This window comes from Actimicrobium sp. CCI2.3 (genome assembly GCF_035019065.1).
Lineage (GTDB): Bacteria > Pseudomonadota > Gammaproteobacteria > Burkholderiales > Burkholderiaceae_D > Actimicrobium.
Genome location: NZ_JASJWR010000002.1, coordinates 1 through 22,048 on the forward strand (window position 1 = coordinate 1; position 22,048 = coordinate 22,048).

Here is a 22,048-nt window from a genome sequence, read left to right on the forward strand (position 1 = left end):
CCTGTCGCCCTCCGTCTTTGAACGGAAAATGGCAGAAATACTTCCATTGGGGTGTCCGAAATAACTTGACCACTACACCCCTCTTATCCCTTGCCTGACTACCATTTTTGGCAGCTGTCTCAATGCGGAACAGGTCAAAGTCAACTGCAACATCAACATCAACATCAACATCAACATCAACATCAACATCAACATCAACATCAACATCAACATCAACACCAAAATCAACCCCTCCGACTCCCACTCAATCGTAGGGTGCAATAACCGCAGGGCATTGCACCAAATGCGCCGACTACGGTAACTGAAACGCTTCATCCTCTGCCGCCCGGCGATGCCAAGCGCGAGGATCATGGGTCGACCGTTAGTGCGTCTTCTCCGGCGTCGACTCCGAGGCCGATAGCACCAGCCCCATCGCCATGAGCACAATGACGGCACCGGCCAGCGTCGCCATGCCGACCGGTTCGCCGAGGAACAGGTAGCCCCATAACATGCTAAACAGTGGAATCAGAAATGCCACCGACATCGCCCGGGTCGGGCCGATCCGAACGATCAGTGGAATGAATAACGCCTGCGCGACACCTGATGAAAGCAGCGCCAGGCACGTTACGCTAAGGATGGTGCGGGTCGATGGCCATACCGGCGGCAGCACGAACGGCAGCAGCGGCGACATCACCAGCGCACCGAGCACCATCGAGCCGGTAGCCATTGCGATCGGATGGATGTGGTGGCCATCGAGGCTGTGCCCGGTTGCGCGCACGATGATGCTCGACGCGGCATAACAGGCGGCCGCAAACAGGCAGGCTGCCGCCGCCAGCAACACGTGCATGTCGAGCGCCAGCGCACCGGCACCGACCAGCACCGCGACACCGCCAATGCCCAGTGCCAGCCCGGTCAGCTTTTGTACCGAGAGGCGCTCGGCTAGCCAGAGCACTGAAAACAGGGCACCGAATAACGGGCTGGTCGAATTGAGTACCGCTGAGTAGGCGGCTGGCAAATACTGTGACGCATACGAAAAACACGAAAACGGAATCACTGCCGCAAACACCGCCACCATAAAATACGGCCGCAGATTGCGGCGCCAGTGCATCGGTACGCGGATCAGTCGCGCATACGCCAGCATGGCAATTCCAGCCAGCGACACGCGCAGCAGCGCGGTCATCAGCGGACCGATTTCGGGTACGGAAATACGCAGGAAAATGAACGAACAGCCCCACAGCGCCGCCAGAAAAATCAGCTTGAGGACATCTGCTGGCGTCATCATCCGAGTGCGCGCTGCCGTGATGCCAGTAACGCAGCGACTAGCAAAGCGAGCGCCGAAAAGACCAGTCCGCGTTGCAGGCCACCGGCACCATCGGCGATCCAGCCGACCACGCCGGGACCGACGATCTGGCCAAAGGCGAACACGCTGGTGAAGGCGCCGATACCGCCCGACCATGCCGCCATCGGTGCGTTGTGCCGCACCAGCGCGGTCGACGACGCCACCACCGACAGGAACACGCCACCAAACAGCAGACCCGACGCGAACACCAGCAGCGGTTGCGCAGTCAGTGCCGGCAGCAGCGTGGCGATCGCCAGCAAGCCAGTGAGCAGCGCCATCGCCCGCCCGCCACGGCTGCGGTCGAGCAAGCCGGCCCAGATGCGCGACGAGGCCATCACGGCCAGCCCGAGACCGGTATAAAACAGCGTGATCAGTCCGGCCGACATGCCCTCTTCGCGCAGCAGCGCGACGACGAAGGTCATGTAGCCGATATAGCCAACTCCGTACATGAAATAGCCGGCCAGACCGAAACGAAATGGCCGCCAGTCAAAACGGTCATGCACGCTGGCAGGCGGTGCCTTGCCATCAATACTGCGTACCGGCAGCGCCATCACTGCCGTCCCCAGCAAACACATCGCCCCCAGTGTCAGCCAGGCCCATTGCCAGGCGTGCGCACTGGCGTGCGCCAGCAGTGCCGTGACCGGGACCAGCAAGGACGACAACACGATGCCCAAACCAGTGCCGCCGTAATAAATCCCGATCAGCAGTCCGGCCCGTTGCGGATGCAGCGACCCCAGTCGTGCTGCCAGCACGCCGCCGGTGACGAAGACCAGCGCGCTGGCAATTCCGGCCAGCAAGCGTTGCGCCAGCAGGATGGCGGTATCGGTGACGAGTCCCGAGCCGATCAGACATAGCGCAGTGAGCAAGGCACCGGCAAGCAGCACGGTGTGCGCACCGTAGCGCCGCATCAGTGACGGCGTGGCCAGCGCACCGATCAGATAACCGAGGGCATTGGCGGTGTTCATTGCGCCCGCCAGAAAATAAGTCCAGTCGAGATCGGCGCGCATTGGCGGCAACAGCAGCGCATAGGAAAAGCGCGACATGCCCAGTGAAATCGCCGCACCCAGCGACAGGGCAAAGGCAATCGCCAGTGGATGGGTGTGGGCGCGGTCGTTGGGCATCAGGGGAAAAGTGGCGGCAGAGAAAAGGCCGAGTGTAAGGGTTTTTTGATGGGGTGTCGTCGTGTTGGTTTGGATCGATCTGATCAGGGCATTCGGTGCAATGCCCTGCGGTTATTGCACCCTACGGTAAATATTTTCACGCCACTGCATCCGATCAAAAAAGTCCGGCGTAGTAAGAGGTAAGGCGCCGCATTGTGCGCCCTCAACCCTCACCACCTCAGGAGAATTCCATGACCCGTCCATTGATCGCTGTTGCCGCCGTTGCCCTCACCACTTTGCTGTCCGCCTGTTCCACGATGGTCCCCATGTCGATGGCCACGCCGCAAGCCCCTGCTGCTGTTTCCGCTCCCGCTGGTAACAAGGTCACGATGATGGCCGTCGGTGCCGGTGACCTGACTTACGAATGTCGCGCCAAAGCCGACATGCCAGGCGCGTTCGCCTGGGTCTTCACCGGTCCGGATGCGCTGCTGCTCGACAAAAACAAAGCCACCGTCGGCAAATACTACGGTGGCCCGACCTGGGAATCGACCGATGGCAGCAAGGTCTCTGGCAAGCAGCTTGCCGTCGCTCCGGGCGTGGCCGGTGCGATCCCGCTGCAACTGGTTCAGGCCAGCCCTGCCATGGGTAACGGTGCGATGACCGGCGTGACGTACATCCAGCGCCTCAACACAATCGGCGGCGTGGCACCAGCCGAGGTCTGTAATCAGGCCGTTGTGGGCAGCAAAAAACTGGTCAAGTATCAGGCGGATTACTACTTCTACAAAGCGATTTGATGGCACTCCGCACCGCCGCTGATCATTGATGGGTCGGAAGTAAAAAGTAACCAAGACTGGTAAGAAACAGGGCTGACTGCGTCATTGAAAGTAGCACTAATCAACGCTATGGTTGGGTTCTTTTTCCATTTTGCGAATAGCCCTGTGCAGACGACTTTTCCGAATACGCTGACCGGCATGGCGTTTTCCCGACGGGATGCGCGATGCTGACTCACGACACGACGTTCGACTACGAAGCGCAACTGTTTGCTTGTGCTGGCGGTGACGAAAAGGCATTGCGCCGATTGTATGATCGCGAGGCCCGCTGGTTGCTCGGCGTCGCGCTGCGCATCGTCGTGCGGCGAGAATTGGCCGATGAAGTCGTCCATGATGCCTTCCTGCGCATCTGGCAAAAATCAGGCACGTACAGCCCGGCGCTGGGTTCGGCGCGGGGCTGGATGTATAGCGTGGTGCGCCATCGCGCGCTCGATGTGGTGCGCCAGTTGCGGCGCGATCCGGCACTGCCAGGGGCTCATGAAGCGCTGCTCGATGAGGTACCCGTTGAGGCCGACGATCCGCTGCAAAGTCTCACGCGCGGACGCGACAACAGCGCATTGCACCTGTGTCTGCAACAACTCGATGACGACAAGCGAGCCTGTATTTTGCTGGCCTATGTCGACGGCTTCTCGCAAACTCAGATTGCCAGTTTGCTGGTACGGCCACTGGGTACCATCAAGGCATGGACCCGGCGCGGCTTGCTGGCTTTAAAGGACTGCCTCTCATGAATTTTCAGGACCCCGAACAACTTGACTTGCTGGCGGGCGAATACGTGCTGGGCGTACTGCCGCTGGAACAGCACGCCGCGTTTGAACAGGAGTTGCTGCATAACCGCGCACTGGTCGTTGCGGTCGGTTTCTGGCGCGATCGTCTGCTGGAAATGGCACCTCCGCCGAGGCCGGTTGAACCGGCTGCCAGCCTTTGGGCGCGCATCGAGCGTAGCTTGCCCAGTAGCGCCCGCGCCCGCAACAGGTCGCCCGGTCGCGGTCTGTGGAATAGCTTGTCGTTCTGGCGTTTCAGTGGTGCGATCGGCGTCGCCGCGTCGGCCTTGCTGGTCGTGAAGCTGGTTACGGTGGTGCCGCAAGAACTGCATGCGCCGCAATTTCTCGCGGTACTGCAGGCACCCGCCACTGGCGTCAACTGGCTGGTTGAAATCGATGACCGCGTGGTGCGCTTGCGGCCGTTATCGCCGACCACTGTCATAGCCGGCAAGTCAGTACAATTCTGGACTAAACCAGTCGGCGCGGCGGGCCCGACCTCCCTTGGCCTGGTGCGCACCGACCGGCCGACCGAGATCGCCCTGAGCAAGTTGCCGGGCTTGAGCCCGAACCAGTTATTTGAAGTGACGCTGGAGCCGCAAGGCGGATCGCCATTGCCGCGTCCTAGTGGACCGATTCTCGCCGTGGGACGCGCGGTTCTGCTGTAACGGCGTGTTGCTTGTCCGTGCTGCACTGAACCGCTACACTCTGGCGCTGCAGTCCGGTCACGGACTAGCGACAATTCAAACAATAACGGAGCGCCCCATGAACATGAAAACCTTGCTGGTCCCCTCCCTCGTTGCGCTGTCGGCAATGGCCCTGACCGGTCATGCCGTGGCACAGATCAAGATCGGCGTCACCGTCTCGGCCACCGGTCCCGCCGCCTCGCTCGGCATCCCGGAAAAAAACACCATTGCGCTGCTGCCAAAAACCATCGCCGGCAAGAGCGTCGAATACCTCATTCTCGACGATGCCACCGACACCACCACCGCTGTCAAGAACACCCGCAAGCTGCTCACCGAAGACAAGGTCGACCTGATCATCGGCTCGACCATCACGCCCAATTCGCTGGCGATGATCGAACTGGTGGCCGATGCCGGTACGCCGATGATCTCGATGGCGGCATCGGCCTCGATCATCGAGCCGGTCGAAGGCAAGCGCCTGTGGGTTTTCAAGACACCGCAAAACGATTCGCACATGTCGACCGCGATCACCGCGCGGATGGCCGAAGCCGGTATCAAGTCGGTCGCCTTCATCGGCTTTAATGATGCGTATGGCGAAGGCTGGTACCGCGAATTTGCCAAGCTGGCCGAAGTGCGTCACATCAAGATCACGGCCAGCGAACGCTTCGCCCGTGCCGATACGTCCGTCACCGGCCAGATCCTGAAAATCCTCTCGACCAATCCCGATGCCGTGCTGATTGCCGGTGCCGGTACGCCAGCGGCTCTGCCGCAAAAAACGCTCAAGGAACGCGGCTACAAGGGCGCGATCTATCAGACCCACGGCGTGGCCAACAACGATTTCCTGCGCGTGTGCGGCAAGGATTGTGAAGGCACGCTACTGCCATCGGGACCGATGCTGGTAGCCGAGCAGTTGCCGGCATCAAACCCGGTGCGGGCTTCGGCGCTGACCTACAAGGCAGCCTACGAAAAAATGTACGGCGTCGGCACCGTCTCGACTTTTGGCGGTCATGCCTGGGATGCGGGTTTGCTGATGGCGAACGCCGTGCCGGAAGCACTCAAGCACGGCCAGCCGGGTACCAAGGAATTCCGCAAGGGGCTGCGCGATGCGATTGAAAACACCCGCAACCTCGCGGGCGCACACGGGATTTTCAACATGAGTCCGACCGATCATTTGGGCTTTGACCAGCGTGCGCGGGTGATGGTGAAGATTGTGGATGGCAAGTGGAAGTTGGCGGAGTAAGGCGGCTTGCGGGGCATTCGGTGCAATAACCGAAGGGCATTGCACCGGCTTCACTTCTTGTGTCCGGAGTTTTTGCCAGAGACTCGCGAAAATTACGCCTGCGTTGATGAATGCCGAGTTGATTGTGATCGAACCATGCTCTACTTATTGCACAAGTTCTTACGATAAAACGACCATGATTGATGTTCCTGCTGCGCAAGCACCAAACCGAATTGCTGCGCTCCTGGCTGCCGAAGAGTCTCATACGCTGGATTTCAAGCGCATCAGCGCCGAGCACAAAGGCATCATCGAAACCATCTGCGCTTTTGCCAATAGCGATGGTGGTTTGTTGGTCATTGGTATCGGCGACGCCAAAGATCAGGAAGCCGCTGGTAAATCTGCAAGTCGGCTGTTTGGTATCGAAGAGAATGCCGAGGCGTTCGATGACTTGCGTCGCCTGACGCTGCAGCGCTTCGCCCCTGCGGTCACTGGCATTCACTGGTTGCGTGTGCCTTGTACGCTGCGCTCTGGTCAGTCGGGTCATGTGGTGTTGTTGCGGATCGAGAAAAGTGCGGAGGTGCATTCGATTATCGGGAATGGCACATGGACACGAATGGACCGCAGTAATCGCGAGTTGGCCGCTGCCGAGATCGTCGAACTGGCTTACCAGCGCGGAGTGCGCACTGCCGTCAATGAGTTAGTACCTGTCAATCTAGCGTTGTTGGCGACACCAGCATGGCGAACTTTTATTGCGGCACGAGGATTAAAAACCGGTACCGCGTCCGAGCAGTTGCAACGTATTGGCCTGGCCGATGTGTTGGGCGGCGAGTTGGTACCGACCCGGGCTGCCGTGCTGTTATTTGCAGAGGACCCTGGCAGCTTGCTGGCGGCCCATGGTACCCGAGCCGATCTCCGCATCATGGTCTATAGCGGCAAATCAGCGAGTGCCGAAGCTGTGCCAAATTTACGTAAAACACCGCTAACAATTCGGGGCCCGCTGATTGAACAGATTGATGAAGCCGTCCGGACTGTATTGCGTGAGCTTGAAGGGGGGCTCACCCTTGCTAGCAGCGGGTTTAAAACCCGCCATGTGTATCCAGAACGGGTCGTCAAGGAAGCAATTGTCAATGCGGTGATCCACCGTGACTACCGTTTGAGCCGCGATATCTTTGTGCGCATTTTCGATGACCGGATCGAGGTTGAAAGTCCGGGGACCTTTCCTGGAAATATCACACCAGGTAATATTGCCTGGGCCGGAAGCAATGCCCGTAACCCGCTGATTGCCCAAAATTTACGTGAATTTCCGAGTGCGCCGAATATCGATGCCGGCGAAGGCGTCAAGATGATGTTCGCCGAAATGGCTGCTGCAAAATTATATCCGCCGAAGTACCAGCAACATACTGAGGTAGCGGTCGAAAGCGTTACGGTGACGTTGCTCAATCTGGCGCGACCTAGCATGTGGGATGTCGTCAATGATTGGATCGACCGCAACGGCCCAATCGCCAACGGTAAGTTGCGCGAGATATCCGGGCTCGATACCTTGGCCGCGTCGAGACAATTGCGTCACTGGGTTGCACAGGGGGTGCTGGTCGCCTTGCCGACAGCGTCGCGCCAGCTTGCCACCTACACCAAGCCCGAGCTGCTGGGAGTGATAGCTGACTCATTATCTTCAGAGATGGATAATGACTTAAAAAATTAAAAAAAATATATAAAAATCATAGAGTTAAATGATTATTCATTATCTGTTGACCAGAATTCTAACTGCTTTTACAGCTCTACACATACCGTCGGATACCGCCACAGTTCATCCCGGCAAAGCGATACAACGGTCGGACCTTGTGACAACGGAACGACCGCATTCAATTTAAGGAACACCCCCTGCATGGATTTTTCAATCGCCGCCATCCTCGCCCAGGACGGCATCACCAGCGGTGCAATTTACGCCTTGCTGGCGCTCGCGCTGGTACTCGTCTTCTCGGTCACGCGCGTGATCTTCATTCCGCAAGGCGAGTTTGTCGCCTTCGGTGCACTGACGCTCGCGGCCATGCAATCCGATAAATTTCCCCACTCGGCGACGCTGCTGGTTGGGCTCGGTGTGGCGGTGTTCCTGCAGGAAGTGGTGACCTCGCTGCGTCGTGCGCCACTGGCCTTTGCCAAGTTCATCGCCCTGCCATTGCTGCTGTATGGCCTGACACGCCAGTTTGGCAATGCGCAATTGCCGATGCTGTTGCAGGTCGCGCTCACACTGGCGCTGGTCATACCGATGGGTCCGATGATTTACCGGCTGGCTTTTCAGCCGCTGGCGGAAGCCAGCACGCTGGTGCTGCTGATCGTTTCGGTCAGCGTGCACTTCGCGCTGCTCGGCACCGGACTGGTGCTGTTCGGTGCCGAAGGCTCGCGCACCATTGCGTTTTCGGATGCGCGTTTCGAGTTGGGTGCGTTGCAGATTTCTGGCCAGAGTCTCGTGATCCTCGTGGTCTCGGCGCTGCTGATTGGCGCACTTTATCTGTATTTCGACCGCACCTTGTCCGGCAAGGCTTTGCGCGCCACCGCCGTGAACCGGCTCGGCGCGCAACTGGTCGGCATCGGTACCACGCAGGCCGGACGCACCGCCTTCACGCTGGCGGCAGCACTGGGTGCGCTGTGCGGCGTGCTGATTGCGCCGCTGACAACGATCTACTACGACAGCGGATTCCTGATCGGTCTGAAGGGTTTCGTCGGCGCGATCATCGGCGGCCTCGGCAGTTATCCGATTGCCGCCGCCGGTGCGGTGCTGGTCGGCTTGCTCGAATCGTATTCGTCGTTCTGGGCCAGCGCTTTCAAGGAAGTGATTGTCTTCACGCTGATTATCCCGGTGCTGCTGTGGCGTTCGCTGCGCAGCAAGCATATTGACGAGGGCGAGCAATGAGGCGCCGTCTGCCAGTGCTGCTGTTCATCGTCCTCGTCGCGCTGCTGCCGGTGCTGCCAACGCCGCCGTTCTGGATCACGCTGGCCAACTACATCGGCCTGTACGCGATTGTTGCGCTCGGGCTGGTACTGCTGACTGGTATCGGCGGCATGACCTCGTTCGGACAAGCGGCCTTCGTCGGACTGGGCGCGTACGCGACGGCTTACCTGACCACGCAACTGGGCCTGTCGCCGTGGCTGGGTCTGCTGGCCGGGCTGGCCATCACGGCGCTGACGGCGTTTGCACTCGGAGCGATCACGATGCGTCTGTCCGGTCATTACCTGCCACTGGGCACCATTGCGTGGGGCTTGTCGCTGTTCTACCTGTTTGGCAATCTCGACTTTCTCGGCAAGTACGATGGCATCAATGGCATTCCGGCCATCGACCTGTTCGGCCTGACGCTGCAATCGGGACGGGCGATCTACTACCTGATCTGGGTGGTCGTGATCCTGGCGTTGCTGGCGCTGCAAAACCTGCTCGATTCACGTTCCGGACGCGCGATGCGCGCGCTCAATGGCAGCGCGTTGATGGCCGAGGCGATGGGCGTCAATACAACCTGGATGAAGATTGTCTGCTTCGTCCTTGCCGCGTTGCTGGCGTGTCTTTCCGGCTGGTTGTATGCCCACATGCAGCGCGCCGTGAACCCGACCCCGTTTGGCCTGAACGCCGGGATCGAATACCTGTTCATGGCGGTGGTCGGCGGTGCCGGTTATGTCTGGGGGGCGTTACTCGGATCGGCCTTGCTGACCATCCTGAAAGACCAGTTGCAATCCATCCTGCCGAAGCTATTGGGCAGCAATGGCAATTTCGAGATGATTGTTTTTGGCGTGATGATGGTGCTGCTCTTGCAGCGCGCCCGACAGGGATTGTGGCCGTTGCTGCGCGGCTGGATGCCCGCGAGCGTTGGCGTGCAGGTTCCGGTCAGCGCCGAGCTGTTGCCGCAACGCGTGCGTCCGGCCGCGGGTGCGGTGCTGCTGCACGTGCAGCAAGCGCGCAAGCAGTTCGGTGGACTGGTGGCGGTCAACGATATGGAATTCGTTGTCCATGGTGGCGAAATTCTCGGCCTGATCGGGCCGAACGGTGCCGGCAAATCGACGATGTTCAATCTGGTGACCGGTGTCTTGCCGCTGACCTCCGGCCAGATCCTGTTCGACGGGCAGCGCATCGATACGCTGCCCTCGCGCGAGATCGTGCGACGCGGCATTGGCCGCACCTTCCAGCATGTGCGCCTGCTGCCGGCGATGTCGGTGCTGGAAAATGTCGCGCTCGGCGGTCATCTGCGCGGCCATGCTGGTGTGCTGGCCAGCATCGTGCGGGCTGATCGCAAGGAAGAACAGCGCTTGCTGTTCGAGGCCGCGCGCCAGCTTGAACGGGTCGGTCTCGGTCATCTCGCGCAAGCCGAAGCGGGCAGTCTGGCGCTGGGCCAGCAACGCGTGCTCGAGATCGCCCGCGCCTTGTGCTGCGACCCGACGCTGCTGTTGCTCGACGAACCTGCGGCCGGTTTGCGCTATCAGGAAAAGCTGGCGCTGGCCGACTTGCTGCGCAAACTGAAAGCCGAAGGCCTGAGCATTTTGCTGGTCGAACATGACATGGATTTCGTGATGAACCTGACGGACCGGCTGGTGGTGATGGAGTTCGGAACGCGTATCGCCGAAGGCGTACCCGCTGAGGTGCAGGCCAATCCGGCGGTGCTGGAAGCTTACCTCGGAGGGGTAGATTGATGAGTACGCCAATCCTTGAAGTCGGAAAATTACACGTCGCTTACGGCAAGGTCGAGGCGCTGCATGGCGCGACCTTGCGCGTCGATGCCGGCCAGATCGTCACCGTGATCGGACCCAACGGCGCGGGCAAATCGACGTTGTTGAATGCGCTGGCCGGTGCCTTGCCGGGCAGCGGTAGCCAGCAGGGAAGTGTGCATTTCATGGGCCAGGACATGCGGCGCGTGGCGATCGAAGAACGGGTCGCGCGCGGCATGTCGCTGGTGCCGGAAAAGCGCGAACTATTCGCCACGATGAGCGTCGAGGATAATCTACTACTCGGTAGTTATCGGCGCTACCGGGCGAATGAAAAAAATCATGCCGATCAATTGCCGCTGGTATTCGATTTATTTCCGCGCTTGCTGGAACGGCGTCGGCAAGATGCCGGCACCTTGTCCGGTGGCGAGCGCCAGATGCTGGCACTCGGGCGGGCGCTGATGGCCAAGCCGTCATTACTGATGCTTGATGAGCCCAGCCTCGGACTGGCACCGCTGATCGTCAAGGAAATTTTCCAGATCATCGTGCGGCTCAAACAGACCGGCGTGGCGATTTTGCTGGTCGAACAAAATGCCCGTGCCGCCTTGCAGGTAGCCGATCACGCCTATGTGCTGGAGACCGGCGAGATTGTTCTGGAAGGGCCGGCGGCGCAACTGGCGACGGACCCGAAAGTGGTCGAGACCTATCTGGGGCTGGCGAAGAAGCGCGACTGATATCGTTTCAATGCTGCGGCAGCGTCACGACAAAGCAACTGCCGCCACCGCCACGCGGCAGGCAGGTAACATCGCCACCGTGACGCCGGGCGATTTGCCGCACCAGACTCAGGCCCAGACCAATGCCACCATCGCGTTCACGGCCGCCCGGCAAGCGATAAAACGCCGCGAAGATTTTTTCCCGCTCGGCTTCCGGCACGCCGGGACCACGGTCGCACACGCTCAGGCTGATGGCATCGTCGACCCGGCGCAATGTCACATCAATCGCACTGCCTTCGCCGTAACGGCGTGCGTTGTCCAGCAGATTGCGCACCATCCGGCGTAGCAGCGTTGCATCACCGCGCAGTGTGATGTCGGCGCTGGCCAGTTGTGCACCAGCGCGGGTCGACTCGTCGGCGACCAGCGCGGTGAGGTCGACCGGTTCGCGCAGCGGCGCGTCGTCCGTGGTGGCATCGAGCCGGCTGGCCAGCAGGATTTCGGCGATGAGCTGGTCGAGTTCGGCGATGTCGCGGGTCATTTCATCTTGCAGGGTTGGCGGCGTAGCGGTCGGCAGCAATTCGACCGCCATGCGCAGACGCGCCAGCGGCGACCGCAATTCGTGCGAGGCGTTGGCTAGCAGGCTGCGTTGCGCCTGCACCAATATTTCGATGTGCGCCGCCGAGCGGTTGAAGCTACTGGCCAGTTGCGCGACTTCATCGTTGCCTTCGACCGCGACCCGGGTTGACAGTTGTCCTGCACCCAGCGCTTCGACGCTTTGCTGCAGGCGTTCGAGCCGGCGCGTCAGGCGTCGCACGACCGGGAACGCGGCCAGTCCGACTGCCAGGGCGATCAGTGCCAGCGCTGCCGCCAGTCCTGGCATCGGCAGGTACCGGCGCGGCGAGTGCTTGCGGGCACCGACCAGCCAGCGGCCATCTTCAAGTTGCAGCGCAAACACGGGTGGCCGGCCACCGAGCCAGCCACTGCTGGTCTGGGCCGGATCAAGCGGCGGCAAGGCTTCGCCGACTTCGGCCAGCTTGGTGCGTTCGGCCGAATACAGGGTCAGGTCGGCACGCGGACGCCAGCGCGCCAGACCCGCCTGCTGTTCGGCCAGCGAAGCGCTGACTGGCGGCAGCGCTTCGCTGGCGATCTCGGCAAAGGCATCGAGGTTGGCACCGGTACGGGCTTTCTCGGGACTCAGTTGCCAGGCGGCGGCGAACAGTGCGGCGGTCAATCCCAGCGCCAGCAACAGCGCCAGATAGATCCGCACATACAGGCGACGGCTCAGGCTAAGCATCCTGCACCCGCACAAACAGGTAACCGCTACCGCGCACGGTGAGGATGCGTTTCGGCTGCTTCGGATCATCTTCGATGGCCAATCGCACGCGCCCGATATGGACATCAATCGAGCGGTCGAAGGCGTCGATCGGCACGCCGCTGACCGCGTCCATCAGTTGTTCGCGCGACAGCACGCGGCCGGCCCGGGTTGCCATCGTGGCGAGCAGGTCGAACTGGTAGGACGTGAGGATGCAATCGTTATTGTCGAGCCGTACGGTGCGGCCATCGAGGTCAATCGTCAGGCGGCCAAACTGCAGCACGCTGGCGGGCGATGCCAGCGGCGGACGGCGCAGTATCGCGCGTAGACGCGCCAGTAGCTCGCGCGGCTCGAAGGGTTTCGGCAAGTAGTCGTCGGCACCCAGTTCGAGTCCGACCACGCGATCCATCGGGTCGCCTTTGGCAGTGAGCATCAGGATCGGCAGGTTGCCAACGGGAGCCGGTTGCTGGCGGATCTGGCGGCAGACCTCGAGGCCATCAATGTCCGGCAACATCAGGTCGAGCAGCACGGCCGAGTACGGTTCGGCCGTGCGTAATTTGTCCATCCCGGCCTGCGCGGTTTCGACATGCTCGACCGCGTAGCCGTTCTGGTTCAGGTAGGTGACGACCATCGCGCCGAGGCGGTGGTCGTCATCAATCATCAGCAAGCGCTGCGCCATCTCAGTTGGCTCCGGTGCAGTGGCTGGCGATGATGTGCATTACTGCTTGTCGGCGGGGGCGGTCTGCGCGCTGCGTTCTGCATTGCGCTCCGCATGGTGACCGCGGTGACCACCGTGATGTTTGCCTCGCTTGGCAAGCTGTTCGGCGATCCGTACGCGCTGCGCTGGTGTCAGCACTTCCGCGATGTCGGCCAGGGCGCTGGTCATGCGTCTGGAGGTCTGCTCATCGAGCTGCATTTCGGTCGCACGCACCTGTTCGAGTGCCGCGCGATCGATGCTAGGCTGGGCCAGCAAGGTCATGCCTTGGCGGTGGGCATCGCGACGCTGTTTGCGCAGTGGCATCAAGTCCTTGGCGGCGGCATTGGCGAGGGTGCGTACCTTGGCTTTTTGTTCCGGCGTGCCGTCAGATAACAGGCGTTCTATCATCTGGTCGATGCGCTTGGCCGACATCTCCGGCGACATGTTGCCGCGTTCGCCGCGCATCTGCTGATAGCCGCCGGCGCGTGGGTCCTTGCTCTCGCCGGCGGCCTGGACGAGACCGGTCCAGGAACCGGCGGCGATGACCACGGTCGCGGCAGCGGCGATGATCCAGCGACGGCCGAGGCGGGGCGATGACAGGGTGTTGGCTTGCTTGGTCATGGTGAATCCTTCCAGTGTGGTGGGTGCAAACACCGAATCGGTGTGCATGAACACACTGTAGCCAGCCGATGTAGCGCTGGCGTGTGCATCAGGTAAAGATAGGTAAAGACGGCCTATTTCACCGCCGCCTTGATCTTGGTCTGGTCACCGGCCATCACCACCGTCAGCTGCGCCGGATCGATCGCTTTGCGGAATGCCGCCGTGACCTGTGCGGTGGTCAGGGCGCTGATGCTGGCTTCAAACTGCTTGCTCCACTCGTAGGTTCGGTCAAGGGACAGATAGGTCGTCCAGCCAGCCGCGACACTGCCATCCTGTGCGCGGGTCTGCACGCGTTGTTGCAACAGGCCGGACTTGGCACGGGCGACCTCCGCATCGGTGAAGCCCTCCTTGATCACGCGTGCCAGTTCGGCCTTGACGGCCGCGTCGACCTTGGCCAGATTCTGCGGTGCGGCGATGGCCCGGATGCTGAAGCTGCCGGCACGATCAATCGATCCGGCGCTGAGCGACGAGCCGCCGCCATACGACAAGCCATCTTGCTGGCGCAACCGTTCCATCAGTCGCGAGTTCAGTCCGGCACCGCCGCCGAACACGTAATCGGCAATCGCCAGCGCCGGATAATCGGCATCGTCATCGCGCAGGTCGAGATTCATGCGCGCCGTGTAGAAACCGTTTTCCTTGTCGGGCGTGTCGATGTCCTGTTGTGATGGCGTGACCGCAAAATTGCGTTGTGGCAGTCGCGTGTACGGCGCGCCACTCGACCAGTTGCCGAACGCGTCACCGATCACCTGCGTGATCGCGGTGGCATCGAAGTCGCCGACCACCGAGATCTCGGCTTGCGAGATGCCGTAAAACTTCTTGTGGTACGCCTTGACCTGGTCAAGCGTGATCGCCTTGAGTCCGGTGATCTGCTCGTCGATGCTCTGGAAGGCGCGCCAGTCGTCTTTCGGATACTGGTTGAACTGCGCCGAGATCGCTTGTCCTGCCAGCACTTGCGGATCGTTGCGGCGGGACTCGATACCGACCAGGCTCTGGCTGCGCAGTTGCTCGAATTCGCTTGGCGGGAAGCTGGCGTCCTTGAGGACGTGCGCGACCAGCTTCAGTGCCGCTGGCAGGTGTTCGCGCGTGGTCTGGAAATTGAACAGGTTGCCGCTGAACTTGAGCTTGTCGAACTCGTCGACCAGTTGTTCGCGGCTGTATTTGCTGGTGCCACGCATGAGCATGCCGCTGACCATCGACGCGGCGGTCTGCTGGCCGAACAGGCTTTGCTCGTCGCCCCAGTGCAGGTTGATCGAGGTCGCCACGGTCGCTCCCCGGGTCGTCTTCGGCAAGAGTGCGAGATGGATGCCACCGAGTTGTGACAGCGTGGTGCGCTTGCCGATGTTGTCCTGACTCGGTTCAAAGATTTCACCCGCGTCGCTGCCGGTCTTGGCGACATAGCCTTGCATCAGGCTGTCGGGTAGTGGTGCGGTCGGAATCTCGGCGCGTTGCGGTGCGTCTTCCGGCAGGAACATGCCGGTGGTGCGGTTATCGCGTTTGAAGTAGCGACCGGCGGCAGCGGCGACCTCGGCGCTAGTGACTTTGGCCATCTGATCGCGGTTCTGGAACAGCAAGCGCCAGTCACCCAGCGCGATGGCTTCGGACATACCGACGCCGACTTTCTGGGGATCGTTCAGCATTTTTTCGATCTGGTTGGCGTTGTCGCGCTTGACGCGTTCCATCTCGTCGGCGGTGGGCGGGTTCTTGCTGAAGTCTTCGATCGCAGCGGTCATCGCGACGCGTACCGGTTCGATCGGATCGCCTTTCTTGACGACCGCGCCGACCAGTTGCAGACCTGGCGCGATACCGCTCACCGCGTAATTGAATACCTGCGCGGCCTTGCCGGTGTCGACCAGCAGCTTGTGCAGGCGGCCGTTTGGCGTGTCGCCGAGGATGTCGGCGGCGAACGACAAGGCATCGCTGTCGGGATGCAGTGCGCCTGGCATCTTGTAGCCGGTTGCGACGATCTGGATGTCACCCTTGCGGCGCACCGTGTAGCTGCGGTCGCCGTCCTGGGTTGGTTCGACGGTCCAGAATACTGGCAGCGTGCGGGTTGGTTTCGGGATCGCACCGAAGGATTTGCTGATCCGGTCCAGCGTTTTGTCGACGTCGAATTTACCGGCGACCAGCAGCACCGCATTGTCGGGCTGGTAGTAGGTCCGGTAGAACGCTTGCAGATTCTCGATCTTCACATTCTCGATATCGCTGCGGTTGCCGATGGTCGAGTTGCCGTAGTTATGCCAGTCAAAGGCAATGCTTTGCATGCGCTTGAGCATGACGCTGAACGGTGAGTTTTCGCCGCTCTCGAATTCGTTGCGCACAACGGTCATTTCGGAATCGAGGTCTTTTTTGGCGACAAAGGAATGCACCATGCGGTCGGCTTCCATCTCCAGCGCCCACTTCAGGTTGTCGTCACTGGCCTGGAAAAGTTCGTAGTAGTTGGTGCGATCGAGCGAGGTCGTGCCATTCATTTGCATGCCGCGCTGGTTGAATTGCTCCACCACGCTGGGGTTCTTTGGCGAACCCTTGAACATCATGTGTTCCAGCAGATGCGCCATCCCCGTCTCGCCGTAATTTTCATGGCGTGAACCGACCAGATACGTGACATTGACCGTCACCGTCGGTTTGGTCGCGTCCGGAAACAGCAGAATTTTCAAACCGTTTTTCAGGTGGTATTCGGTGATGCCCTCGATGCTGGTGACGCGTGACACGCCAGCGGGCAAGGCGGCAGCGTTCGCCGTGTGTGAAAACAGCGCCAGCAAGAACAGCGCGCAGATGAATCGGTGCCAGCGTTGCAGCATGATGATTGCCTCAGTGTGGTGAATCGGGGTTCAGTGGTGGCCGCAGACGCTGCAGGCAGCATCGCGGCGCAAGGTAATCGTGGTCCATTCCATCGTGCGTGCATCCAGCATTTGCAGACGTCCGGCGAGCGAGGTGCCGATGCCGACGATGAGCTTGAGTGCTTCGGCGGCCTGCATGCTGCCGATGATGCCGACCAGCGGTGCGAACACGCCCATCGTCGCACAGTTGATATCGTCGACGCTTTGCTGCGGCGGAAACAGGCAGGCATAACAGGGCGAGACCGGATCGCGCGCGTCGAACACGCTGATCTGGCCATCGAAACGGATCGCCGCACCCGACACCAGCGGCACCTTGTGGGTGACGCAGGCACGGTTGATGGCGTGGCGGGTAGCGAAGTTGTCGGTGCAATCAAGTACCACCGTGGCGCTGCGCACCAGTGCATCGAGACGTGCGCCATCGAGCCGCTCGTCGAGCGCGATGATGTCGATGCCGGGATTGATGGCCGTTAGTGCCTGTCTCGCCGACGCCACTTTGGGTTGGCCGACGCGCTCGGTGGTGTGCAGGATTTGTCGCTGCAGGTTGGTCAGGTCGACCGTGTCCTGATCGGCCAGCGTGATCGTCCCGGTACCCGCCGACGCCAGATACAGCGCCGCCGGCGAACCGAGTCCGCCGGCACCGATGATCAGTGCGTGGGCGGCAGTGATTTTTTGCTGGCCGTCAATATCAATATCATCGAGCAGGATATGGCGTGAATAGCGCAGCAGCTGGTGGTCGTTCATCAGTTGATCGGGTTCCTGTCAAAAGAAAAAGGCCGCATCGCTGCGGCCTGTCCGGACGTCCGGCGATTATTTGCTGGTGTCGCCTTTGATGTTTTCTTTTTTGATGCTGCTCTTGTCTGTTTCCTTGTCGCCGTCTTTGCGTATTTCTGGCGTGATCTTGGACAGTTGCACCGGCAAGCCCTTGAGCTGGTTGATGGCCTGCGCCAGCTGGAAGTCTTCCTTGCCACCGAATTCGAGCGGCTTGCGTTTCTTGGCAATGGCCGCCGCGCGGCGTGCTTCTTCGGCTTCATCGAAGGCCGGTTTGGCAACGTCGGCAACTGCCTTGTCGGTATCGTTGCTCAGGTGTTTCTGCAAGTCCGCCTCGTGCAGACGGAAGCTGTTGAGGCCATCCCCATCGGCGTATTCGTCGACCATCATGTCCGGTACGATGCCTTTGGCTTGAATCGAGCGGCCATTCGGCGTGTAATACCGTGCGGTGGTCAGCTTGACGGCCGTGTCAGCCGACAGCTGGCGAATGGTCTGGACCGAACCTTTGCCGAAACTCTGCGACCCCATGATGATGGCTCGCTTGTAGTCTTGCAGTGCACCGGCAACGATCTCGGATGCCGACGCCGAGCCGGCATTGATCAGCACGACCATCGGCACTTTCTTGATGGCGTCCGGCAGTTTGGCGATCGAATCGCCGACGCCACGTGCACCGTAAAACTCACGTCGGGCATAAAACGTCTGCTTGGAATCGGCCAGCTGGCCGTTGGTCGAGACGATCACCGCATCTTTGGGCAGGAAGGCAGCCGAGACGCCGATCGCGCCTGGCAATACGCCACCCGGATCATTGCGCAAGTCGAGCACCAGACCCTTGATGTTCGGGTCCTGGGCATACAGTGCAGTGATTTTTTTCGCCATGTCGTCGACTGTCGGTTCCTGGAACTGGGCCACGCGTACCCACGCATAACCGGGTTCGACCATTTTCGACTTGACGCTCTGGACGCGGATTTCCTGGCGGACGATGGTGACGATAATCGGTTTGTCTTCGTCTTTGCGCGCAATCGTCAGCGTGATCTTGCTGTTCGGCTCACCACGCATTTTCTTGACTGCTTCGTCGAGCGTGAGGCCCTTCGTTGGCGTGCTGTCGAGACGGGTAATCAGATCGCCTGCTTTCAGGCCCGCCCGGTAGGCCGGTGAATCTTCGATCGGCGAGATGACCTTGACGAAGCCATCTTCCATGCCGACTTCGATACCGAGGCCAACGAACTTGCCTTGCGTTCCTTCACGCAGTTCCTTGAAGGCTTTCTTGTCCAGGTAGGCCGAGTGCGGATCGAGTGAGGCGACCATGCCGGAGATGGCTTCGGTCAGCAATTTTTTGTCGTCGACGTTTTCGACGTAATCGGATTTGATCAGGCCAAACACATCGGCTAGCTGTCGCAACTCATCAATCGGCAGCGGCGCGCCGACATTTTTTTGCGCCATGGCGTCGAACTGCATCGAGCCGGCGATGCCAGCGACGATGCCTAATCCGATCAAGCCGATATTTTTGAGTTTAGTGCTCATTTTTCACCTGGTAGTTACCCATCCTAGTGGGTCAAACGCACGGCCTTGGTGCCGCATTTCAAAGTATAAGCCGGATTGTTCATTACCGCCGCTGTTGCCTGCCGTGGCGATGGTATCGCCACTTTTAACCACATCGCCGGGTCGTTTCAGGACCGACTGGTTGTTGCCATAAATGGTCAGGTACTGATTGCCATGATCAACGATGAGCAGGTTGCCGAAGCCGCGCAGCCAGTCGGCAAAGACCACTTTTCCTTCGGCGATGACACGGATCTCGGTGCCTTCCGCCGCGCGGATGAACAGGCCTTTCGAGTCCGGGCCCTCGCCGCGCGCCGCGCCGAAGCGGGTCACAATGTCCCCCTTGACTGGCAGTCGCAACTTGCCCCGCAGCCCACCAAAATTAAGGCCTGCATTCCCGCCTTCGACGCCGGCTTCCGGGCGAAGTTCATTGCGCAAGGCAAGTTTTTTGGGCGGCTCGTCATCATCAATGGCATCCGGATTGCTCGCGAGTGCGTTCGGCGCTGGTCTGGCACGCTTCCTGTCTTGCTGCGCCTGTTTGCGCGCTTGTTCGGCTTGCGCATCGGCCAGCTGTTTCAGCCGGCGCTGTTCGGCAGCGGCAGCGTCGGCCTTGCGCTGCGCTTCGATCAATTCGTCGAGCTTGCTGACCAGCCCGCTGAGGCGCTGATCATCGCGTTTCAAATCACTGGCCTGCTTGCGTTGCGATGCCAGCTTGGTCGATAGCGATGCCAGCAGCGTCGCGCGGCTGGCCTTTTCATTTTCCAGCGCGGTACGCTGTTCCCGTGCTTCGACGACAATGTCGGCCAATGCCCGTTGGGCTTCTTCGGCCTCGGCCTTGTTGCGCTCGATGGCCAGCAGGTCACCGCGCAGCGTGCTGATCAGGGTGGCCTGCGCTTGCGACACGTAACCGAGGTATTCGAGGTCGCGATTAATCCGGTTCGGGTTGTCACCGGAGAGCAGCAGCTTGATGCGGTCGTCATTACCCGCCACGTATTGCCCGCGCAGCAAACGCGATAACTGCGTCTGCTGGTTGCTGACCCGTTTGGCCAGGCCCGCTTGTTCGTCCGACAATTGTTTCAGCTTGCGCTCGGTCTGGACTTGCTCTGCATCGAGCTCATGCAGCGCGCGGTTGGCTTCCGAAATCGCTCTGGCGGACTTGCCGAGCGCCTCGGTGGCCTGGTCCGACTCGGCTTCGGTCCGGTTGATGGTGCTCTGCAGCGTGCCGAGCTGACGCAGCAGTTCGGCACGCTGCGCTTCGGCAGCTTCTTTCTCCCGGCTGCGTTCACTGACTTTGGCCGCGCTGGCAAGTGTCAGGCAGCCACCGGTCAGTGCCAGCAAGAGCAGCAGTTTTTTTAAATGGTGCATTGGCCGGCGCGTCAGCGCGCCTTGCCCTGGTTGGCGACGGCATGCAAGGCCGCTTCGATGGCGGCCGTGTCGCCGAGGTAATAGCTCCGGATTGGCTTCAGGTTGGCATCCAGTTCGTAGACCAGCGGCTGACCGTTGGGCACATTGAGACCGACAATGTCGTTGTCGCTGATGCCGTCCAGCGATTTGATCAGTGCGCGCAAGCTGTTGCCATGGGCCGAAATCAGGATCTGTTTGCCGGCACGGATGGCTGGCGCGATGGTATCGTCCCAGGCAGGCATGACGCGTTCGACGGTGTCTTTCAGACATTCGGTCAGCGGAATCTGTGCACGCTGCAGTCCGGCGTAGCGTGGATCCTGATACGATGCACGCGGATCAGCCGGTTCCAGCGACAAGGGCGGCGTGTCGTAACTGCGGCGCCAGACCAGTACTTGCTCGTCGCCGTATTGCGCGGCAGTTTCGGATTTGTTCAAGCCTTGCAAGGCGCCGTAATGGCGTTCGTTGAGGCGCCAGTCATGTTCGACAGGGACCCACATCAGGTCCATTTCGTCGAGTGTCAGCCAGAGCGTACGGATGGCACGCTTGAGCACCGAGGTAAAGGCCAGGTCGAAGCTGAAGCCGGCTTCGCGCAGGAGTTTGCCGGCCTGGGTGGCTTCGGCGCGACCCTTTTCGGTCAGGTCGACGTCGGTCCATCCGGTAAAGCGGTTGTCGAGATTCCAGGTGGATTCACCGTGGCGCATCAATACGATTTTGTACATGGCAGATAGGCAGTAGAGGGGAAATTGGAAGTGCATGGCAACGATTAGGATTCGCCGTGTCGCTTCTATTTTATAATGCGGCGATTGTTTTAAACCATTGGACCCTTGTGAAATTCTTGATCGATAACATTTTCCTTATTGCGCTGGTCGTTATTTCCGGCGGCGCGTTGCTGGTTCCCTTGTTGCAGCGACGCGGCACCAAGGTCACGACATTGCAAGCAACCCAGATCATCAATCAGGGCAAGACGCTGATTCTCGATGTCAGTGATGCCGCTGATTTTGCCAAAGGCCACTTGCGCGAAGCGAAAAATATTCCCCTGAAAGACCTGACTACACGCCTTGTCGAAATCGACAAGTTCAAGGCCAGGACGGTCATCGTCGTGTGCCCGAATGGCGTGCAGTCATCGAAAGCGACAGCGCGTCTCAAGAGCGCCGGTTTCAATGATGTCCATAGTCTGAGCGGTGGACTCGCAGCCTGGCAGACACAAGGTCTGCCGACCGTGAAATAACAGGAGTTACCATAATGACAGCACATGTTCTGATGTATAGCACCGGCGTTTGCCCGTATTGCACGATGGCCGAACGGTTACTGAAATCGAAGGGCATCGAAGAGATCGAAAAAGTACGCATCGATCTTGATATGGAGCAGCGCAACGTGATGATGCAAAGAACCGGTCGTCGTACGGTTCCGCAGATTTATATCGGCGATACCCACGTCGGCGGCTTCGATGATCTGGCGGCGCTCGAGCGCCTCGGCACCCTCGATGCGCTGCTGCAAGGCACCTGATTTTTACCGGCCGACGGCATCTGCTGC

Annotated in this window: 21 protein-coding genes; 10 read left to right on the plus strand and 11 right to left on the minus strand. The window is 60.3% G+C overall.

Going from position 1 to position 22,048, the window contains the following annotated elements; translation table 11 throughout:
* From QN370_RS01255 to QN370_RS01265, 3 genes are all read right to left on the minus strand, one after another.
* Positions 1 to 244 (minus strand): hypothetical protein (locus QN370_RS01255; RefSeq protein ID WP_323581656.1); only part of this gene is annotated, 244 nt, incomplete at its 3' end.
* 117 nt (positions 245 to 361) lie between these two features.
* Positions 362 to 1,261, minus strand: coding sequence for a DMT family transporter (locus tag QN370_RS01260; RefSeq protein ID WP_322129000.1), 900 nt, complete (start codon positions 1,259 to 1,261; stop codon positions 362 to 364).
* A complete protein-coding gene (locus QN370_RS01265; protein WP_322128999.1) occupies positions 1,258 to 2,439 on the minus strand; it encodes a YbfB/YjiJ family MFS transporter in 1,182 nt (393 codons plus the stop codon). Before QN370_RS01265 ends, QN370_RS01260 begins: the two co-directional genes overlap by 4 nt.
* 230 nt (positions 2,440 to 2,669) lie before the next feature.
* Between QN370_RS01265 and QN370_RS01270 the strand changes: the two genes are divergently transcribed.
* The 8 genes from QN370_RS01270 to QN370_RS01305 all read left to right on the plus strand — a co-directional run bounded on the left by QN370_RS01270 (position 2,670) and on the right by QN370_RS01305 (position 11,322).
* Positions 2,670 to 3,212 (plus strand): DUF3455 domain-containing protein, encoded by a 543-nt coding sequence (locus QN370_RS01270; RefSeq protein WP_322128998.1) that lies wholly within the window; start codon positions 2,670 to 2,672, stop codon positions 3,210 to 3,212.
* Positions 3,213 to 3,415: 203 nt separating this feature from the next.
* On the plus strand, positions 3,416 to 3,976 hold the full coding sequence (locus QN370_RS01275; protein WP_322128997.1) for a sigma-70 family RNA polymerase sigma factor: 561 nt from the start codon (positions 3,416 to 3,418) through the stop codon (positions 3,974 to 3,976).
* A complete protein-coding gene (locus QN370_RS01280) occupies positions 3,973 to 4,674 on the plus strand; it encodes an anti-sigma factor domain-containing protein (RefSeq protein ID WP_322128996.1) in 702 nt (233 codons plus the stop codon). The genes QN370_RS01275 and QN370_RS01280 overlap by 4 nt, the downstream gene beginning before the upstream one ends.
* A 103-nt stretch (positions 4,675 to 4,777) precedes the next feature.
* Positions 4,778 to 5,929 (plus strand): ABC transporter substrate-binding protein, encoded by a 1,152-nt coding sequence (locus QN370_RS01285; protein ID WP_322129210.1) that lies wholly within the window; start codon positions 4,778 to 4,780, stop codon positions 5,927 to 5,929.
* 106 nt (positions 5,930 to 6,035) lie between these two features.
* The gene (locus QN370_RS01290; RefSeq protein WP_322128995.1) at positions 6,036 to 7,607 is read left to right on the plus strand and encodes an ATP-binding protein; all 1,572 of its coding nucleotides are present in this window, start codon (positions 6,036 to 6,038) and stop codon (positions 7,605 to 7,607) included.
* Between the two features lie 183 nt (positions 7,608 to 7,790).
* Complete coding sequence (locus QN370_RS01295) at positions 7,791 to 8,816, plus strand: branched-chain amino acid ABC transporter permease (protein ID WP_322128994.1); 1,026 nt, start codon at positions 7,791 to 7,793, stop codon at positions 8,814 to 8,816.
* Positions 8,813 to 10,576, plus strand: coding sequence for a branched-chain amino acid ABC transporter ATP-binding protein/permease (locus tag QN370_RS01300; protein ID WP_322128993.1), 1,764 nt, complete (start codon positions 8,813 to 8,815; stop codon positions 10,574 to 10,576). The genes QN370_RS01295 and QN370_RS01300 overlap by 4 nt, the downstream gene beginning before the upstream one ends.
* Positions 10,576 to 11,322: an ABC transporter ATP-binding protein gene (locus QN370_RS01305; RefSeq protein ID WP_322128992.1), complete on the plus strand. Its 747-nt coding sequence runs from the start codon at positions 10,576 to 10,578 to the stop codon at positions 11,320 to 11,322. The genes QN370_RS01300 and QN370_RS01305 overlap by 1 nt, the downstream gene beginning before the upstream one ends.
* A gap of 7 nt (positions 11,323 to 11,329) precedes the next feature.
* Here the strand turns inward: QN370_RS01305 and QN370_RS01310 are convergent, their stop codons facing one another.
* From QN370_RS01310 to gpmA, 8 genes are all read right to left on the minus strand, one after another.
* Complete coding sequence (locus QN370_RS01310) at positions 11,330 to 12,595, minus strand: HAMP domain-containing sensor histidine kinase (RefSeq protein WP_322128991.1); 1,266 nt, start codon at positions 12,593 to 12,595, stop codon at positions 11,330 to 11,332.
* The gene (locus QN370_RS01315) at positions 12,588 to 13,292 is read right to left on the minus strand and encodes a response regulator transcription factor (RefSeq protein WP_322128990.1); all 705 of its coding nucleotides are present in this window, start codon (positions 13,290 to 13,292) and stop codon (positions 12,588 to 12,590) included. The genes QN370_RS01310 and QN370_RS01315 overlap by 8 nt, the downstream gene beginning before the upstream one ends.
* A 39-nt stretch (positions 13,293 to 13,331) precedes the next feature.
* On the minus strand, positions 13,332 to 13,979 hold the full coding sequence (locus tag QN370_RS01320) for a periplasmic heavy metal sensor (RefSeq protein ID WP_322128989.1): 648 nt from the start codon (positions 13,977 to 13,979) through the stop codon (positions 13,332 to 13,334).
* 65 nt (positions 13,980 to 14,044) lie between these two features.
* A complete protein-coding gene (locus tag QN370_RS01325) occupies positions 14,045 to 16,768 on the minus strand; it encodes a pitrilysin family protein (protein WP_322128988.1) in 2,724 nt (907 codons plus the stop codon).
* A gap of 30 nt (positions 16,769 to 16,798) precedes the next feature.
* Entirely contained in the window at positions 16,799 to 17,548 is a 750-nt protein-coding gene (locus QN370_RS01330; protein WP_322128987.1) for a molybdopterin-synthase adenylyltransferase MoeB, read from the minus strand.
* Positions 17,549 to 17,614: 66 nt separating this feature from the next.
* Complete coding sequence (locus QN370_RS01335) at positions 17,615 to 19,096, minus strand: S41 family peptidase (RefSeq protein WP_322128986.1); 1,482 nt, start codon at positions 19,094 to 19,096, stop codon at positions 17,615 to 17,617.
* A 3-nt stretch (positions 19,097 to 19,099) separates the two neighbouring features.
* Positions 19,100 to 20,476 (minus strand): murein hydrolase activator EnvC family protein, encoded by a 1,377-nt coding sequence (locus QN370_RS01340; protein ID WP_322128985.1) that lies wholly within the window; start codon positions 20,474 to 20,476, stop codon positions 19,100 to 19,102.
* Positions 20,477 to 20,487: 11 nt separating this feature from the next.
* Positions 20,488 to 21,234 carry a 2,3-diphosphoglycerate-dependent phosphoglycerate mutase gene (gene gpmA, locus QN370_RS01345; protein ID WP_322128984.1) on the minus strand — a complete coding sequence of 249 codons (747 nt, stop codon included), beginning with the start codon at positions 21,232 to 21,234 and terminating at the stop codon, positions 20,488 to 20,490.
* Positions 21,235 to 21,341: 107 nt separating this feature from the next.
* Here gpmA and QN370_RS01350 point away from each other — a divergent pair, with 107 nt between their 5' ends.
* Entirely contained in the window at positions 21,342 to 21,743 is a 402-nt protein-coding gene (locus QN370_RS01350) for a rhodanese-like domain-containing protein (RefSeq protein WP_322128983.1), read from the plus strand.
* A gap of 14 nt (positions 21,744 to 21,757) precedes the next feature.
* Positions 21,758 to 22,021, plus strand: a complete 264-nt coding sequence (gene grxC / locus QN370_RS01355; RefSeq protein ID WP_322128982.1) for a glutaredoxin 3 — start codon at positions 21,758 to 21,760, stop codon at positions 22,019 to 22,021.
* Positions 22,022 to 22,048: the final 27 nt, after the last annotated feature.

Bases quoted from the DNA above. Each gene is read 5' to 3' on its own strand.
- QN370_RS01260 (WP_322129000.1), bottom strand. From the start codon at position 1,261: ATGATGACGCCAGCAGATGTCCTCAAGCTGATTTTTCTGGCGGCGCTG.
- QN370_RS01265 (WP_322128999.1), bottom strand. From the start codon at position 2,439: ATGCCCAACGACCGCGCCCACACCCATCCACTGGCGATTGCCTTTGCC.
- QN370_RS01270 (WP_322128998.1), top strand. From the start codon at position 2,670: ATGACCCGTCCATTGATCGCTGTTGCCGCCGTTGCCCTCACCACTTTG.
- QN370_RS01275 (WP_322128997.1), top strand. From the start codon at position 3,416: ATGCTGACTCACGACACGACGTTCGACTACGAAGCGCAACTGTTTGCT.
- QN370_RS01280 (WP_322128996.1), top strand. From the start codon at position 3,973: ATGAATTTTCAGGACCCCGAACAACTTGACTTGCTGGCGGGCGAATAC.
- QN370_RS01285 (WP_322129210.1), top strand. From the start codon at position 4,778: ATGAAAACCTTGCTGGTCCCCTCCCTCGTTGCGCTGTCGGCAATGGCC.
- QN370_RS01290 (WP_322128995.1), top strand. From the start codon at position 6,036: ATGAATGCCGAGTTGATTGTGATCGAACCATGCTCTACTTATTGCACA.
- QN370_RS01295 (WP_322128994.1), top strand. From the start codon at position 7,791: ATGGATTTTTCAATCGCCGCCATCCTCGCCCAGGACGGCATCACCAGC.
- QN370_RS01300 (WP_322128993.1), top strand. From the start codon at position 8,813: ATGAGGCGCCGTCTGCCAGTGCTGCTGTTCATCGTCCTCGTCGCGCTG.
- QN370_RS01305 (WP_322128992.1), top strand. From the start codon at position 10,576: ATGAGTACGCCAATCCTTGAAGTCGGAAAATTACACGTCGCTTACGGC.
- QN370_RS01310 (WP_322128991.1), bottom strand. From the start codon at position 12,595: ATGCTTAGCCTGAGCCGTCGCCTGTATGTGCGGATCTATCTGGCGCTG.
- QN370_RS01315 (WP_322128990.1), bottom strand. From the start codon at position 13,292: ATGGCGCAGCGCTTGCTGATGATTGATGACGACCACCGCCTCGGCGCG.
- QN370_RS01320 (WP_322128989.1), bottom strand. From the start codon at position 13,979: ATGCACACCGATTCGGTGTTTGCACCCACCACACTGGAAGGATTCACC.
- QN370_RS01325 (WP_322128988.1), bottom strand. From the start codon at position 16,768: ATGCTGCAACGCTGGCACCGATTCATCTGCGCGCTGTTCTTGCTGGCG.
- QN370_RS01330 (WP_322128987.1), bottom strand. From the start codon at position 17,548: ATGAACGACCACCAGCTGCTGCGCTATTCACGCCATATCCTGCTCGAT.
- QN370_RS01335 (WP_322128986.1), bottom strand. From the start codon at position 19,096: ATGAGCACTAAACTCAAAAATATCGGCTTGATCGGATTAGGCATCGTC.
- QN370_RS01340 (WP_322128985.1), bottom strand. From the start codon at position 20,476: ATGCACCATTTAAAAAAACTGCTGCTCTTGCTGGCACTGACCGGTGGC.
- gpmA (WP_322128984.1), bottom strand. From the start codon at position 21,234: ATGTACAAAATCGTATTGATGCGCCACGGTGAATCCACCTGGAATCTC.
- grxC (WP_322128982.1), top strand. From the start codon at position 21,758: ATGACAGCACATGTTCTGATGTATAGCACCGGCGTTTGCCCGTATTGC.